The organism is Methanoculleus sp. UBA374 (assembly GCA_002508705.1).
GTDB classification, from domain to species: Archaea; Halobacteriota; Methanomicrobia; order Methanomicrobiales; family Methanoculleaceae; genus Methanoculleus; species Methanoculleus palmolei.
Genome location: DAYL01000033.1, coordinates 11,401 through 27,035, shown reverse-complemented (window position 1 = coordinate 27,035; position 15,635 = coordinate 11,401). Strand labels below are relative to the sequence as shown.

Annotated in this window: 11 protein-coding genes; 7 read left to right on the top strand and 4 right to left on the bottom strand. The window is 61.1% G+C overall.

Features of this window, described 5'->3' with window-relative positions:
* Positions 1-19: 19 nt before the first annotated feature.
* Positions 20-892: a methanogenesis marker 12 protein gene (locus tag BRA42_RS11720; RefSeq protein WP_292405591.1), complete on the bottom strand. Its 873-nt coding sequence runs from the start codon at positions 890-892 to the stop codon at positions 20-22.
* A 208-nt stretch (positions 893-1,100) separates the two neighbouring features.
* Between BRA42_RS11720 and BRA42_RS11715 the strand changes: the two genes are divergently transcribed.
* The 5 genes from BRA42_RS11715 to BRA42_RS11695 all read left to right on the top strand — a co-directional run bounded on the left by BRA42_RS11715 (position 1,101) and on the right by BRA42_RS11695 (position 7,760).
* Positions 1,101-2,030: an NAD-dependent epimerase/dehydratase family protein gene (locus BRA42_RS11715; protein WP_292405588.1), complete on the top strand. Its 930-nt coding sequence runs from the start codon at positions 1,101-1,103 to the stop codon at positions 2,028-2,030.
* Positions 2,031-2,165: 135 nt separating this feature from the next.
* Complete coding sequence (locus tag BRA42_RS11710; protein WP_292405585.1) at positions 2,166-3,320, top strand: cofactor-independent phosphoglycerate mutase; 1,155 nt, start codon at positions 2,166-2,168, stop codon at positions 3,318-3,320.
* A 72-nt stretch (positions 3,321-3,392) separates the two neighbouring features.
* The gene (locus BRA42_RS11705) at positions 3,393-4,940 is read left to right on the top strand and encodes a beta-ribofuranosylaminobenzene 5'-phosphate synthase (protein ID WP_292405582.1); all 1,548 of its coding nucleotides are present in this window, start codon (positions 3,393-3,395) and stop codon (positions 4,938-4,940) included.
* A gap of 535 nt (positions 4,941-5,475) precedes the next feature.
* Positions 5,476-6,561: a CapA family protein gene (locus BRA42_RS11700; protein WP_292405579.1), complete on the top strand. Its 1,086-nt coding sequence runs from the start codon at positions 5,476-5,478 to the stop codon at positions 6,559-6,561.
* Positions 6,558-7,760, top strand: a complete 1,203-nt coding sequence (locus BRA42_RS11695) for a glycosyltransferase (RefSeq protein ID WP_292405576.1) — start codon at positions 6,558-6,560, stop codon at positions 7,758-7,760. Before BRA42_RS11700 ends, BRA42_RS11695 begins: the two co-directional genes overlap by 4 nt.
* 83 nt (positions 7,761-7,843) lie before the next feature.
* Here the strand turns inward: BRA42_RS11695 and BRA42_RS11690 are convergent, their stop codons facing one another.
* Positions 7,844-9,292 carry a right-handed parallel beta-helix repeat-containing protein gene (locus BRA42_RS11690; RefSeq protein WP_342686273.1) on the bottom strand — a complete coding sequence of 483 codons (1,449 nt, stop codon included), beginning with the start codon at positions 9,290-9,292 and terminating at the stop codon, positions 7,844-7,846.
* Positions 9,293-9,785: 493 nt separating this feature from the next.
* Between BRA42_RS11690 and BRA42_RS11685 the strand changes: the two genes are divergently transcribed.
* Both BRA42_RS11685 and BRA42_RS11680 read left to right on the top strand, forming a co-directional pair.
* On the top strand, positions 9,786-10,952 hold the full coding sequence (locus BRA42_RS11685; protein ID WP_292405571.1) for a glycosyltransferase family 4 protein: 1,167 nt from the start codon (positions 9,786-9,788) through the stop codon (positions 10,950-10,952).
* A 200-nt stretch (positions 10,953-11,152) separates the two neighbouring features.
* Positions 11,153-13,372 (top strand): DUF2206 domain-containing protein, encoded by a 2,220-nt coding sequence (locus BRA42_RS11680; protein ID WP_292405568.1) that lies wholly within the window; start codon positions 11,153-11,155, stop codon positions 13,370-13,372.
* 11 nt (positions 13,373-13,383) lie between these two features.
* Here the strand turns inward: BRA42_RS11680 and BRA42_RS11675 are convergent, their stop codons facing one another.
* Both BRA42_RS11675 and BRA42_RS11670 read right to left on the bottom strand, forming a co-directional pair.
* The gene (locus BRA42_RS11675) at positions 13,384-14,625 is read right to left on the bottom strand and encodes an oligosaccharide flippase family protein (protein ID WP_292405565.1); all 1,242 of its coding nucleotides are present in this window, start codon (positions 14,623-14,625) and stop codon (positions 13,384-13,386) included.
* Between the two features lie 199 nt (positions 14,626-14,824).
* Positions 14,825-15,635, bottom strand: an 811-nt coding sequence (locus BRA42_RS11670) for a CARDB domain-containing protein (RefSeq protein WP_342771583.1), incomplete at its 5' end; no start/stop codon positions are given.

The following is a 15,635-nucleotide window of genomic DNA, read 5'->3' as shown; positions in this document are numbered from 1 at the left end:
AGCACAGCCAAGGTGCGGGTTATCGCTCCACCGCGAGCCCGAGGATCCCGGTTGCTCCCGAGAAGACGTCACGGGCGATCCTGGCAAGCCCCCGGGCCGCGCACCACTCGTCGTAGACGGCAACCTTCCGGGAAAGGAGCGCCTCCACACCCGGTGCAACGGCAGACGCCATGGAGCCGGCGAGGGCGACCTTTGCGCCGGGATTGAGGAGGAGCATCGCGGCGCACTCCATCGCGGCAAACATGGCCATCGTCTCTACCCGGAACTCCGGGTTCATCGTATTGTCCACGCCCGCGTGGAGGAAGGCGTCGTTCGCCGTGGACTCACCCCGGTCTATCCGACGGATGGCATCCACATCGAGAGCACCGTGCCGGGTGCCGGGCGCAAAGATGCAGGCATCGAATGCACCGACAATCCGGCCGCCGGTCACAAGGAGGGTGACGGTGTTCGAACTCGTGTCGCAGACCACGATATCCCCGCCGAGGTCGTGCGAGACCTCATACAGGATCCCGATTTTCTCGGGGCTCGCCTGGTGGGAGTAGGCCTTGAATCGCGGATCGGTCGGGGATGCACGGTGCAGTCCGGGAATCACGACGGCAGAAAGACCGCTCCTCCTGATCTCGTCGTAGACACGGGTGCCGCCGCCGATATGCTTGCCGGCGCCTTCCCGGGAGACGACGCCCCGGCCGGTAACCTTCCTGATATCGGTGATGGCCGAGATACCGTCGCCCATCGAATAACAGACGGCAATTCCCTCGATCTCGTCGAGAGGAGAGAGGCGGGCAAGATCGTCGGCCGTAAAATGCCGGGCTTCTTCGCGGGAGATCTTATAATCCTCCTCGCCGGTGGAGAAACGCATCGCGGTAGTGCCGTGGTCGATGCCGATAAACATGATACCGTACCTCTTTACATCCGGGGTTGAAGTAAGTTTTCGGATCCCCCGCGGGAAGGGGCAGGAATCAGGCTGCACTACCCTGGTGCCACCATTTCGCCTACTCCTCCGCGCCGACGGCGACAGGAACCGGCAAGGAAAAGACCCGGCGCTCTGGATGGAGCCGTCATCCAGTAACCCTATAGCGGGAGAAGGACATTACTCTATCATGTTCTGTATCGTAACAGGTGGTGCCGGGTTTATCGGTTCACACATCGTCGACGCCCTTGTCGCGGCGGGTGACGACGTGCTGGTCGTCGATGACTGCAGTGCGGGTACCGAGCGGAACCTCGCACACCACAGAGCGAGCGGGCAGGTCACCTTCCTCAGGCGGAACCTGCTCGACGACGGCTGGCAGGAGCGCATCAAGGGCGCCGACCGGGTCTATCACATCGCCGCAGACCCGGACGTCCGGCAGAGCGCCATGACCCCGGAGTCCCAGGTGAGAAACAACATCATCGCCACACACAGGGTACTCGAGGCGATGCGGGCGTATGGCGTGCCGGAACTGGTCTTCACCTCGACCTCGACCGTCTACGGCGATGCCACCGTCATCCCGACGCCGGAGACCTATACCCCGCTCGAACCGATATCGGTCTACGGCGCGACGAAACTCGCCTGTGAGGCGCTTATTTCGTCGTACTGCCATTCGTTTGAGATGCGGTCGTGGGTCTATCGGTTCGCAAACATCATAGGTGAGCGGAGCGGCCACGGCGTCATCTCCGACTTCATCTGGAAACTTCGCAAAAACCCGCACGAACTCGAGATCCTCGGCGACGGCAGGCAGACAAAATCCTATCTGGAGGTAGGAGAGTGTGTCCGCGCCGTGCAGTTCGGGATCGAACATTCCCACGACACGATAAACACCTTCAACATCGGATCTGAAGACTGGATCGACGTCGTCGCGATCGCCGATATCGTCGCAGAGGAGATGGGGCTCTCCGGTGTCCGCTACCGGTTTACCGGCGGTGCACGCGGCTGGGTCGGCGACGTGCCGAGGATGCAGCTCTCGGTCGAGAGACTCAAGGGTCTTGGCTGGCAGTGCAGGACCACCTCGGAAGAAAGTGTGCGCACGGCTGTTCGCGCCATGCTCGAATAACGGCGCACGGGTCCCCTCCAGGATGATTACGCCAAAGAGCATAAGCAATACAACGCCAAACGGAAGTACAGCAATTACCCGGCTATACTTGCAGCCGAATTGAAATATAATATCAAAACAGCACGAAGGGCATGCATGAAGTACGTCGTCATTCTCGGGGACGGTATGGCGGACGATCCGCTGGCCGAACTTGGGGGCAGAACACCCCTCGAATATGCAGACACACCGAATATGGACCGCATCGCCCGCGAGGGACGGTGCGGGATGCTCCGGACCGTCCCGGAGGGGTTCGAACCAGGGAGCGACATCGCGAACCTCTGCATCCTGGGCTACGACCCCCGCACCTTCTATACCGGGAGAGGGCCGCTTGAAGCGGCCAATATGGGAGTCGCCCTCCGGGACGGGGAGATGGCCTACCGCTGCAACCTGGTCACGGTTCGGGACGGGAAGATGGAGGACTTCAACGCCGGGCACATCTCGAGCGCCGAGGGTGCCGAACTCCTCCGCGCTCTGGACGCCGCACTCGGGAAGGTCCGGGTCTACCCGGGGGTCAGTTACCGGAACCTGCTGGTCGTCCCGGGGGCGCATGGAGCCGGGACCACCGCACCCCACGACATCGTCGGTCAGCCGGTGGCGGCGTTCCTCCCGCGCGGGGACGATGCTGAGGTCCTCCTCGACAGCATGGAGGTGTCCCGGGAGGTCTTTGCCGACCACCCGGTCAATCTGCGCCGTCGAGAGGAGGGAAAGACCCCGGCAACCGGGATCTGGCCGTGGAGCGGCGGGACAAGACCGTCGCTTACGCCTTTCCTGGAGAAATACGGACTTTCCGGGGGGATGATCTCCGCAGTCGACCTCCTGAACGGCATCGCACGCCTTGCCGGAATGGAGGTGATCCGCGTTCCGGGCGCCACCGGGTTCCTGGACACCGACTACGAGGCGAAAGCAAGGTACGCCGTCGATGCCCTCGACCGCCTCGACTTCGTCTACATGCACGTTGAGGCCCCCGACGAGGCCGGGCACATGGGAAGCGTGGAGGAGAAGGTGCGGGCAATCGAACGGCTCGACGAAGCGGTCGGGATCATCCTCGACCGACCGGACACGACCGTCGCGGTCCTCCCCGACCACCCGACGCCGGTACGGTGCAAGACCCACACCGCGGACCCGATACCGTTTGCGATACTCGGGAAAGGGAGGGACAACGTTTGTGCTTTTTCCGAGCGCGAGGCGGCAGAAGGGTCGTTCGGGCTCATGCAGGCGCCCGATCTCCTCCCTCTGCTCTTCTCAAGATGAACCGGCCCGGAACAGGGTCGGACGACCCGGCACCACCTTTTTGTAGTCGCTGTACACTACACCTATTCAGGTATGGAACCCCTGACGACAGAGAAGATCGGTGAGAGGATCCAGGAGATCGAGCAGCGTGTGGGGAGGCTCTCCCCGATGCAGAAGGTCCTCATCGGGACCGACGGGTCGGTGACAAACCTCCTCGAGATGGCAACCGGTCATCCCGTCACCATCACCACCCGGGTGCAGGATATCATCGCCGCCGACGCCGGGACGGCGGCGGCACTCGAGATCGAACCCGGAGACGAAGTCAATTACCGCATCGTCGAGTTAAAGGACAGCGTAACGGGAAAAGTCCTCATCTACGCGGTCTCCCGCACCCCGCTCCGGCGGCTTGCCCCGGAGTTCAGGCAGGACCTCATGAGGGCGGACATTCCCATCGGCAGGATCCTCCGCCGTCACCGGATAGAGTCGCGCCGGGAGATCACCGATGCCCGCATCGTCCCCGCCGGTACGGACCTGGCCCGGACATTCGGCGTTCATCGGTGCGAATCGATGCTCTCCCGGGAGTACCGGATCATCCACCGTGAAGAGCCGCTGATCGCAATCGAGGAGGTCTTCCCCTTCACGTCGTTTACGGACGAGATCAGAGTTCTGGTCGATGCTCCGTCCCGGATCCACATCACCCTGCTCGATATGAACGGCGCCTCGGGCAGAGTCGACGGCGGGGTCGGGATCACCCTCGACGAGCCCGGATGCGTCCTGGACGCGCGCAAAGGGCCGGACGTCAGCGTGCACGGCGGCGATGAGGAAGTCCGGCGCAGGGTCGCGGAGGCTGCCCGGACGGTGGCGAAAGGGCTTGGACTCCCCGGCGGCGCCGAAATCACGCTACATGCCGCCGCCCGGCAGCATGCAGGGCTCGGGAGCGGGACGCAGGTCGCGCTCGCCACCGCCGCCGCCCTCTGCCGGCTCTACGAACGGGACGCAGTCGTGTCCGACCTTGCGCGGATCGTCGGCCGCGGGGGGACGTCCGGGATCGGCACGGCGGCGTTCGAGCAGGGGGGGTTCATCCTGGACGGCGGGCACCGGTTCGGTTCTCCGGGAGGAAAGCAGGACTTCCGCCCGTCGGCGGCATCGCGGGGGGTGGCGCCGCCGCCGGTCCTCACCCGGCACCGCTTCCCGGAGGACTGGCGCATCCTGCTCGTCACCCCCGATACCGGTGCAGGGGCGCACGGGAGCGGAGAGGCCGATCTTTTCCGCACGTACTGCCCGGTTCCGCTAGATGAGGTGCGGGAACTCTGCCACGAGGTGCTCATGCGGATGATCCCGGGCCTGGTCGAGCACGACCTCGACCTCTTCGGCTCGGCGGTCAACAGGACTCAAACCCTCGGGTTCAAGAAGGTCGAGGTGGCCATGCAGCACCCGGTCGTTTCCTCGCTCATCGAGGCGACGGTTCAGGCCGGTGCCGCCGGTGCGGGCCTGAGCTCGTTCGGGCCGACGGTCTACGCCGTCGGCGATACGGATATGCAGGATGCGGCCCGCGCGGCGAGGGAGGTGCTCGGAGACTATGGGGGAAAGGTACTCCTGACGCGGGCGAGGAACTGCGGGGCGGTCGTGCGGGGGGAATGAAAGGAGATCCGTGATGCGGCGTCTTGAACAGGGATAATCGCCGTGGTGCCGACCGCTCACGTCGGATAGGGTTGCCCCGTGCCTTCCCGAACGACGCCCACGTACCGGTCTATGGATACCTGAAAGAGAAGAGTCGATGCGGCATCAGCCCCCTGCTTCATCACCAATCAGTGGGGGTAACTCTCATCATCTGCCGTTCGAAGGTCCGGATAAATAGTCGATGCGAGAACAGTTAATGGTTCGGCAGTCGGAAATGTGACGCGGCAGGCGTCCTCCATGCCCCGTCCGGAGCGCCGGGGTCACTACATGCTCAAATCCCGGCTGCCAGCGAAACCGTAAGCGGAGCAAACTATATATTGTTGCACGTTCCGTCTGGAACTCAACGCATCAAGGGGGAATACAGTATACCAGGTTATCTGCACGTGAAGCCTTTTTTCGGAGATATCAGCAGAGTTCCGGCGCCAGGAGCGACGAGGCCGGGTTTCAGACCGGGGCCTTCGAAGGGCAGCAAAAGGACTGCCGGGAGAACAGCGGCATGACGGCGATGCGGCTGCAGGCTGTCGGGGACGTGCTGCTCTGGACCAGGAACGGCAAAAAACCGTTTGCCCTGATACAGCACGAACTCCGGCAGAAGGACCTGCTCTTCGGGAACCTGGAGGCGGTCCTCTCCGAGAGCGGCACCGAAAGAAGAAAGCGCTGGATCAATGCAAACCCTCCTGAAGCAGGCGATTACCTCAAAGACGCCGGGTTCGACATCCTCAGCGTGGCGAACAACCACACGCTCGACATGGGCCGGGAAGGGCTCGAAAAAACTCTCGACGGCCTGGAAACCCGTCGTATCGCCTATATCGGAGGGGCACGGGGCGACAGACAGAGAGAACGGGGGCAGGTCCTCGAACGGAATGGGGTCCGGATCGGTTTTCTCGGCTACACGAGCGGGAGGTTTCGGTCACCCCCGGGTGTTACGCTTTCAAAACTGAAGAGAAGAACCGTCATCCAGGATATCAGGGCATTAAAGGACCGTTGCGATCATATCGTTGTCTCCCTGCACTGGGGGATCGAGAACGTCTATTACCCTTCCCCGGATCAGGTCAGACTCGCCCACGACTTCATCGACAACGGGGCGACCCTGGTTCTCGGACACCACTCTCACACAATTCAGGGGCTGGAAGAGTACAACGGCGGCCTGATCGCCTACTCCCTCGGGAACTTCCAGTTCGATACCGAACTCTTCAAGGAGGAGATCAAGAGTTCCATGATCCTCTCGGTAGACCTGGACCGGTACGGTATTCGGGATTACACAGTCACCCCCTGTGTCATCAACAGCAATTTCCAGCCCGCGGTGGCGGAAGGGCGGACCCGGGAACGGGTCAGGCACTGGATCGCGAAATGCTCGGACCGGGTGCAGAAAGGAGAGATCACCCGGAAATGGTGGTTTGAGCAGATCGGTGAGAATTACCTGACGTACAACATGGACAGTTACCGCTACCGGATCCGGCGGCACGGACTCGCGCCCCTGGTCGAATGCGGGGTCTGGCTGGTGACGCCGTTCTGCCTGAACTGCTATGCGGGTCTGATTAGAAAACGGTTGAGACAACGGCATGCGGGGGGGCATGCATGAAGATCTTGCAGGTCACCCCGTTCTTCAAACCGCTCTGGGAGGCGGGAGGGGTGGCACGGGTCGCGTACGACATCTCACACAACCTCCACCAGAACGGGCATGACATCACGGTCTATACGACGAACAGGAGCGTCTACCCAAACGACCTGCCCACGAACCGTCCGACCGGCGTCGACGGGATGAACGTCTACTACTTTGAGAATTTGCGAAAGTACGCCGGGGGCGCGACCCTGCCGGTGATACCCTACCGTATGCCTGAGGTTGCGAGAAAGAATGTGGCGCAGTTCGACCTGATCCACATCCACGACCATCGCACCCTGCTTACCGTCATTGCATCGCACTACGGGAGGAAGTACGGCGTCCCCTATGTCCTCCAGGCGCACGGGGCGCTCCCGCAGGAAACAGGCTCGACCCATATGAAGCGGCTCTTCGACCGGCTCTGGTCGAAGAGGATACTCCTCGACGCCGCAGGAGTGATCGCACTCAACGAGACGGAAGCGGAGCGCTACCGCGCCCTGGGCATCGCTGAGGAGAAGATTGCAATCGTCCCTAACGGTATCGACCTTGCCGAGTACCCCAACCTTCCGCCCCGCGGCAGGTTCCGCGCGGCGTGGGGCATCGACGACGCCACGCGGGTCGTACTCTACCTGGGACGGTTCGATCCGACAAAAGGGATCGACCTCCTGATCCGCTCGTTTGAAAAGGTGGCACAGGAGGAAGACGACGTTGTCCTTATGCTGGTGGGAGGGGGTGTGGGCCACGACGGCAAGTTTCAGCAAAGGGTTCGGTCGCTCGGCCTCGAAGACCGGGTGATCTTCACAGGGTTCGTGAGCAAGGAGGATAAGATGGCTGCATACACCGACGCCGATGTCTTCGTGACGCCGAGTTTCACCGGGTTTCCGGTCACGTTCCTCGAAGCATGCCTTTGCGGAACGCCAATCGTGACGACGGGGCAGGGGGACCTGCTCGGATGGGTCGACAACACGGTCGGGTTCACAACCGCGTACACGCCGGAGGCCCTGGCCGATGCTATCGGGCGCCTGCTTGCCGACGACGCCTTACGGGCCAGGTTCGGCAAGCAGGCGAAGGAACTTGTTCGAACGCGGTACAACTGGCAGGCAATCATGCACGACGTCGAGCGTTTCTATGCGGGTATCGTAAACAACGGCCAGAGCAGGCGCCCGCCGGGAGGGGCCTGAACGAGACACCCCGGCAAATTTTTCTTAAAAAAACCAAAAAAGATTGGGCGGACCCGGGAACGGGTCCGAGAGTATCAACAGGTTTACGCGCTGGCAGGTGCAACCGTCATGCCCTCTGTCCGGACATTCTGGCCGCCTTCAACCAGGAACGCCTTCGGGGAGTCGGAGGTGATCTCACCGGTGTACTGGGCGTTCTGATTGTCCTTTGCCCAGACCAGCGTTTCGACCTGATCGCCGGAGGCGATGATGTCTACCGATGCGTCGCTGAACTGGCCGCCGAGACTTGAACCCTTACCGTCGATCCCGGCCGGGTTCACCATCTGGAAATTCTCGATCTGGACGTTGCTCGCGCGATCGATCTGGATACCGTAACCGTGCGAGTCGATGCTCGTGCAGTTCTCCATCACCAGGGAGGGGTTCGCAGAGCGGCACGGAGCACTGTAGTAGCCGGCCGGCTGTCTTTGGGTGTAGTCGGTCTTCCCGGCACCGGTGTCCTTCTCGACGCAATCATAGAGCTTTCCGCCGTTCGTCGTGTAGAAACCGTAGAGCGAGTTGCTCTCCGCCGTGCAGTTCTTGAACGTCACGTCGGCGTTCGGGGCGTAGTAGCCGGCCCCGAAGTAGTGGGTCGACATGTCGCTCTGCTGGTAGGGCCGGTCCGGGTAGGGCTTCTGCCCGTTGTTCCGGCTCACGCAGTTCTCAAGGACGGCGTCCGTCACCTTCGGGTCGAACTCGAAGTGGAATCCGGACTCGAGGTTACCCTCAGCGAGGCAGTTCGTCACCCGGAGACCCTCGATGTCGTTTAACTCCGCAAAGTCAAACCCGGTGATCCAGGGGTTGAACGCACCTTTGCTCCCGCAGTTGATCGCGGCACAGTTCTCGTAGCGGACGTCCTTGATCACCTTGTTCGACGAACCCCAGGCGTTGTGGAGGAACCCGTAGGTCCCGGTGTCCACGGCCTTGCAGTTGACGAACTCGATGTCCTCGAGGGTCGGAGCGTATACCGCCGGATCGTGAATCAGGAGGAAAACCGCCTGAATGCTTGCATCCGCGGTTCCCGTGAGGTTGTGGACCGCAGCATGGCTTGCCCGGACGGTGATCACGCCGAGCCACTTGACGCCGCTGCTGTAGCCGCTGCCTTCGACGTGGAACCCGTCGAGGGTCACATGCTCACGGTCGACGTCGATGCGCCCGTCGTTGGTGAACACGAGGTTCGTCGCATCCGGGCCCTGGCCGGAAAGCGTCGTCCCCGCCGGCGGTGCGATGACACCGGCACAGTTGAACGTGCCTTCCGAGAGAGCGACCGTACCGCCCTCGGGCAGTGCGGCGAGCGCTGCCTGGATCTCGGCCTGGTCGTTGACTCCATCACAGACATAGTCTGCCTGGTTCTTGGACAGTTCGGTACTATCGCTTGCAGCCACGGTGAGCGTGGCCGGGCTTGCAGACTCGGCTGCACTCACCGGAGCGAGTGCCGGAACAAGGAAACACGCCAGGAGTAGTGCAGTCAGTCTGAGTATGTTTTTCCTGTCTATCATGCCATTCAGCCTCTCTGTGAGGTATCACTACCGTCTTTTGATTGGTGTATAAATATTTTATTCAAAAAATAAAATTGCGGAGAATTATTGGCTTAGAATATAAACCTTCGAGCATCAGCCGGTTCGGAAGAAGGCGGAGCAGGGCGAAGAACAAGCGGTGCAGAAAAATATTATACTATCAGTTTCCGGAAAATCGGAAATTATAAATATTCGCGCCGGACCCCCTCCGATCACCCATAACGACCCATTCTAAATCGCTTTCCGGCGGTGTGGATGAGAGATCGGCTCCGTGCGCCTGGATGACCGCGGGACCCGGACCCTCGCTGCACGGCGATGGTGTGAAACGACGGGAAGATAGCCCCATCGACCGGAAATCAGGCTCACGGGCGCCGGATGCACCCTGAGCACTGGAGCGGGCAAGACCGCACGGGGCTCAAGACCACCCTTTCCGGGGGCACAAATCTATATACAGCCTCCTCACAGAGGGAGGCCTATGCGAGTGGCCTGTCTGACCTTCTGGTTCTACGATTACACCATCCAGATGGCGAACGAACTTGCCCGGCACACCGAGGTGTTGCTGCTGCTGCCGGACTACCGGTCGGAGGAGTACCTGGAGAGCATCGACCCGGGGGTGAAAGTCCATATCTTCGGCTACTCACGACACGCCGGGAAATTCGGTCCGTCATGCTACCCGGTGCTCAGGGAGATCGTCGCCGCAATCAACGACTTCGAGCCAGATATCGTCCACTTCCAGGTGAACAACCCCATGCTCTGCCCGCTCCTCCCCATGCTCCGGAATTATCCGCTGGTGGCGACGTTCCACGACGTTGAACCGCATCCCGGCGAAGACCGGCTCCTGGATATTGGCTCCCACCTCTACCGTCTCACTCTGTTCGTATCAAGATTCTTCCCCGACCGGATCTTCGTCCACGGGAAAGCACTCAGGGATATCCTGGTGAAAAATTACCGCATCCCCGACCGGAAGGTGCATGTCATCCCGATCGGCGAGCACGAAGTGGCGCCGTTTATAAAGTTCGAGCAGCAGGGCCGGGAACCGGAAGGCCGTCGGGTCCTCTTCTTCGGCCGCATCCACCGCTACAAAGGGCTCGACTACCTGATCCAGGCCGAGCCGCTCATCACCCGGGAAGTTCCGGACGCCCGGATCGTCGTCGCCGGGACGGGCGAGGATTTCGCCAGATATGAGATGGCGATGGCGAACAGGGACGCATTCGAGGTCTACAACTATCGAGTCCCCTACGAGGAGGGGGCCCGGCTCTTCCAGCAGGCGAGCGTCGTGGCGCTCCCGTACGTCGAAGCATCCCAGAGCGGCGTCATACCGACCGCCTACGGGTTCCGAAGGCCGGTGGTGGTCACGGATGTAGGGAGCCTGCCCGAGGTCGTCGACGACGGAAAGACCGGATATATCGTGCCCGCACGCGACCCGGCCGCGCTGGCCTCTGCAATCGTGAGCCTGCTCAAAGACCCGGCGGCGTGCCGGCTCATGGGAGAACAGGGCTATATAAAACTGAAGACGGACATGGCCTGGTCCACGATCGTGCAATCTCTCTTCGCGGTCTACGGTGAGCTCGCGGCTCCCCCGGGAAAGCCTGCAGACGGGGCACCCGCCGGGACAGCCTCCGTCGTCGGAAAAGAGCGTTGATCTCCCGTGCCTCCCGGCGGAAACCGTTGCAGCATGAGGAAGGGATGCCGCAAAAGGCCGGGTTGGCGAAATCCATTAATAGATGGACCTAAGAGTAGGTGCAGTGATACGGCACCGAACGCTGCCTGCATGCCACCGAAAAGGGAGAGACGTCTCTCGGACACAGGATCGGCCAGGGATTCACCAGAGGTACGTAGACCATGCACCTGCTCAACCCGTTCCAGATGAACGACTGGGATAACAAAACATTTTTTTGGGCATTCCAGGCATTCCAGATTGCCTTCATCGGTGTAGTCTCTCTGGGTCTCGTCGGGTATCATATCCCGATTGCACGAGAGGCCCTGGCCTTTCTCTACCTCACCTTCCTGCCCGGGGTCCTCGTCCTGAAGGCACTCAGACTCCACAATCTCGGCACGATCGAGACGGCGCTCTACTCCGTCGGGCTGAGTCTTGTCGTTCTCATGCTTACCGGCCTCGCCGCCAACACCGTCTACCCGCTGCTCGGGTATGCACGGCCGTTCTCGTTTGCAATCCTCTTTCTCACGATCATCGCCGTCGTGCAGGTCCTGCTCTACCTCGCGCTCACCAGAGACCGGGAGCATGCCGCCGTGAGCCCCGTGGTAGAGGTTAGTTTTCCACCCTCCCCCGCGGTACCGTTCCTTGCGCTGCTCCCGTTCCTTGCGATCATCGGGACGCACATGCGCGACGAATACCACATGGTCACCCTGCTCTTCCTGCTCCTCGTCCTCGTCGCCGTCACCGGGATCGCTGTCGGGTTCGACCGCCTCGTCCCGGCGTCCGCGTATCCGTTGGCGGTCTACACAATCGCGCTCGCGCTCCTCTACCATACCGCGTTGATATCGGAGTATGTCTGGGGCTACGATATCCATCACGAGCTCCACCTCGTAAACAGCGTGCTGATACCGGGGCTCTGGGACATGAACATCCCGTATAACACGAATGGAATGCTCTCCGTCGTTGCGCTCGTCCCCACCTACTCGCTCATCTGCGATCTCGATCCCATCTGGGTCTTCAAGATCATCTACCCCCTCCTCTTTGCGCTCGTGCCGCTCGGGCTCTACCGGGTGATAGAAAAACAGACGAGTCCGAAGATCGGATTTTTCTCGATCTTCTTCTTCGTCGCGTTCTTCACCTTTTATAACGAGATGATCTCCCTTGCCCGCCAGCAGATCGCCGAACTCTTCCTTGCGCTGACGGCGTTCGTGATGATCGACAAGGTCATGGACAGGGGCAGACGGGCATTCCTCATGGTCACGTTCGGCTTTGCCATGATCGTCTCGCATTACGGCCTCTCGTACATCTACCTCTTCTCGCTCATCCCGGCATGGCTGCTCCTGGTCGTTTTCGAACGCCTGCAGGTCCGGCTGCCGGAAAAAATCACCGAACGGTTTGGTTTCCTGAAGATCGACCCGCTCGCCCCGGCGGGGACCGGCGGGGGAAGATCGGTCCGGACGCTCGCCCTCCCTTACATCCTCATCTTTGCCGCCCTCGCCTACCTCTGGTACTCGACGGTAGCCGGAGGTATGGCATTTGCCACCATTGCCGGCATCGGGGACAGGATAGGGGATACTCTCTTTTCAAACTCCCTCAGCCCGAAAGCCGCTCAGGGGATGCAGATCCTCACCACTCAGTCGATCACGCCCCTGCACAGTCTGGCAAAAGTCGTCCATATCGCCACCCAGGGGCTCATCGCCGCAGGACTGCTTGCAACCCTCACGGCAAAGCGCGGGCGGTGGCGTATCGAGCCCGAGTACCTCGCCATCTCGCTTGTCTTCTTCCTCATCAACGTAGCCGGGATTATCGTCCCGTTCTTTGCAAGCTCGCTCAACACCAGCCGACTCTACCATATCACCCTGATCTTCCTTGCCCCGTTTGCGGTCATCGGCGGTATAGCGCTCTATGAGACGTTGATCGGAAAAATACACGGTTTCAAGGTTGTTCCGTTCATGAGAACGGCCTATCAGGCGCTATCGGTATTTTTTGTCGTGTTCTTCCTCTTCAACAGCGGGCTCATCTACCAGGTCGTGAACGACAGCCCGACATCGATGGCGCTTGAAACCACCGAAGATAAACCGGTCTTCAACGGCAAAGAGGTGCAGGGAGCAAAATGGCTCTTCCAGGAAGGAGGGAGCGAGCGCCCCATCTACGTTGACGGCACGCGCTGGTGGCTCCTGCTGGGGTTCGATCCGGACCATCAGCGATACCTCCCGGCAAACGCTTCACTGATGGAGCCGAGTTCGTATCTCTACTTCGGCACTTACAACCTGGTGCGGGAGAACGTCAGGATCGAGGCGCAGAAGGGCACGGTCACTGTGGCGGGCTATACCGACGCCGTGCAGTACATCCGGGACCGGAACCGGATCTACGACAACGTCGGTGCCGTCGTGTATTACCGGTGAAGAACAGGCGATTAGATCCAGCCCTTCTTCTTCAGGATCACGCCGATCAGGACCGTGCCTGCCGCATACGTGCCGAACCACGCATACCCCATGCCGATGAGGCCGAACCGGTTCATCATGGTATACCCAAGCCCGAGCAGGGCGACACTGATGAACCCGCTGACAATCATGAGGCTCCGGATATCGTTTCTGACCTTTGCGATGGATATGAAGGTCTGGCAGAGGGAGACAAAGAGAGCGGATGCGGCGAGCACCCGGAGCAGGGCCATCCCTTCGACGTAATCCTTGCCGATCAGGTTGAGGATCGGCTCCCCGAAGAGGGAGAGCCCGATGATTGCAGGTATCAGCAGGGCGAACATGCTTGCAAGCGTCCGGAGCACGCTCTTCTTCATCTCCCCTCCGTGACTCCCCTCGACGAAGAGCGAGGTCGTAAACGCGTACGGGATCATGAAGAGGATCGAGACGATTGCGTAGGTGATGTAGTAGTTGGCGGTGCTCTCCGCCCCCAGCACGTGAAGCACCATGATCGGGATGACCATGTTCGGAGCGGACATCAGTATCCCGGCGACGTATGCACCGGCGGAGAATTGCCATGCTTCCCGCAGGAAGGCCCGGTCCACGCCCAATTCCGGCCGGATGGAGCACCGGGAGAGGAGAACAAGGGCAAAGGCGAGGCCGATGATAAACGAGAGACCGAAGGCGCTAAAGATGCCCGTCGCCCCGAGGAAGACCAGGGGAAAGAGGAAGAGAATCCTCGACCCGTAGATCAGGTTCAGGGTGAAGTAGTGTTCGGACTTTCGGAGAGCATTGAACGCACCCTCAAGGACCCAGGTGATGGAGTAGGCTCCTAGGATGGCGAGGTAGAGCGGCGCGATTGTCCGGACAATTGTAAGTTCGGGGGATACGACGTCCACTGCGGCGATGAAGGCGAGCCCCGCACCGAGCGCCGCCGCGGTCGGTACGAGGAGGGCGGTTCCAAGCACCTTGTTCTTGTCACGGGTGGGAAAAAACCGGATAACCGACTGGTCCAGGCCGAGCCGGGAGATGAGGATGAGAAGCCCCATGGACGACATCAGGGCAGTAGCAATGCCCACATCAGCCTGGGAGTAGAGCCGGGCCGCGATCATCCAGAAGAAGAACCCAAATCCCGCAGCGACAAACGACGACGCCATGATGAAGAAGGAATTCCGGATAAGCGGCTCCTGAAACTGCTGTCTGACCTCGCTGAAATTTTTGGGGAGTGCTACTGCCATCGGGCCGCCAGTATTGGGCGGAACCTATATAGATGTATCCGCCGCTTCCGCTTCGATGGAAGAGACGTTCCGGCGTCGTCTGTCCGGCAGGGTTCACAGACCATGAGAAAAGGTTAAGATCATAGCCACGAGATATGGAGCGGCAACTGCGGGCGGAATAATCGGGGAGACAGGTGGATAGCCTGCCTCCCGGAAGACGTTACAGTGATGAAACTCTGCCGAAGAAGAAGTCGGCGAGCAGAGCAACATCCTTCCAGCCCGCGGTGCCGTCTCCATCAAGATCGGCAGCCGCACTGGGGTCCGTCTTTCCCTGCGCCATATCGGCGGCGATTATCACGTCGGCCCAGTCCACGCTGCCATCTCCGTTGAGGTCTCCCTTCACGGGAGCCTGCTGGGCTCCGACGACGATCTTTTTACTCATAACGTTGTTCTTCTCATCGCTCTCTGCAATCCGGTTGACATCGTCCACGGTGGCCTTCACGGTGTGAGTGCCGAGGGCGGCCTTCCAGGTTGCACCGGCCGAACCGCCGTTTGCAGTCAGCGTGACCCATGCGCCCGGAGCAATCGACCGGGTGTAGGTGTCGGACCAGACGCCCGAACCGGCGGCACCGTCGTCGAACGTGAAGAGGACGCCGTGTTTAGCGCCCGCAGGCGTCGCGGCGTCACCCTGGTTCTTGACGGTCGCCTTGAGCGTCACCGCATCCCCGGAGGCCGGGTTTGCCGGCTCCCAGGAGATATCGGTTACCACCAGGTCCGGCTTCCCGGAGGGAGCCGGAGTGGTGGGGACCGGTGTCGGGGTCGATGCAGCCTTCGAGACCGTGATCTGCTTGGCGCGGACGTTGTTTGTCTCGTCGCTCTCGGCGATCCGGTTGACGTCGTCGACGGTGGCCTTCACAGTGTGAGTGCCGAGGGCGGCCTTCCAGGTTGCACCGGCCGAACCGCCGTTTGCAGTCAGCGTGACCCATGCGCCCGGAGCAATCGACCGGATGTAGGTGTCGGACCAGACGCCC

Bases quoted from the DNA above. Each gene is read 5' to 3' on its own strand.
- BRA42_RS11705 (WP_292405582.1), top strand. From the start codon at position 3,393: ATGGAACCCCTGACGACAGAGAAGATCGGTGAGAGGATCCAGGAGATC.
- BRA42_RS11700 (WP_292405579.1), top strand. From the start codon at position 5,476: ATGACGGCGATGCGGCTGCAGGCTGTCGGGGACGTGCTGCTCTGGACC.
- BRA42_RS11690 (WP_342686273.1), bottom strand. From the start codon at position 9,292: ATGATAGACAGGAAAAACATACTCAGACTGACTGCACTACTCCTGGCG.
- BRA42_RS11710 (WP_292405585.1), top strand. From the start codon at position 2,166: ATGAAGTACGTCGTCATTCTCGGGGACGGTATGGCGGACGATCCGCTG.
- BRA42_RS11720 (WP_292405591.1), bottom strand. From the start codon at position 892: ATGTTTATCGGCATCGACCACGGCACTACCGCGATGCGTTTCTCCACC.
- BRA42_RS11680 (WP_292405568.1), top strand. From the start codon at position 11,153: ATGCACCTGCTCAACCCGTTCCAGATGAACGACTGGGATAACAAAACA.
- BRA42_RS11685 (WP_292405571.1), top strand. From the start codon at position 9,786: ATGCGAGTGGCCTGTCTGACCTTCTGGTTCTACGATTACACCATCCAG.
- BRA42_RS11675 (WP_292405565.1), bottom strand. From the start codon at position 14,625: ATGGCAGTAGCACTCCCCAAAAATTTCAGCGAGGTCAGACAGCAGTTT.
- BRA42_RS11695 (WP_292405576.1), top strand. From the start codon at position 6,558: ATGAAGATCTTGCAGGTCACCCCGTTCTTCAAACCGCTCTGGGAGGCG.
- BRA42_RS11715 (WP_292405588.1), top strand. From the start codon at position 1,101: ATGTTCTGTATCGTAACAGGTGGTGCCGGGTTTATCGGTTCACACATC.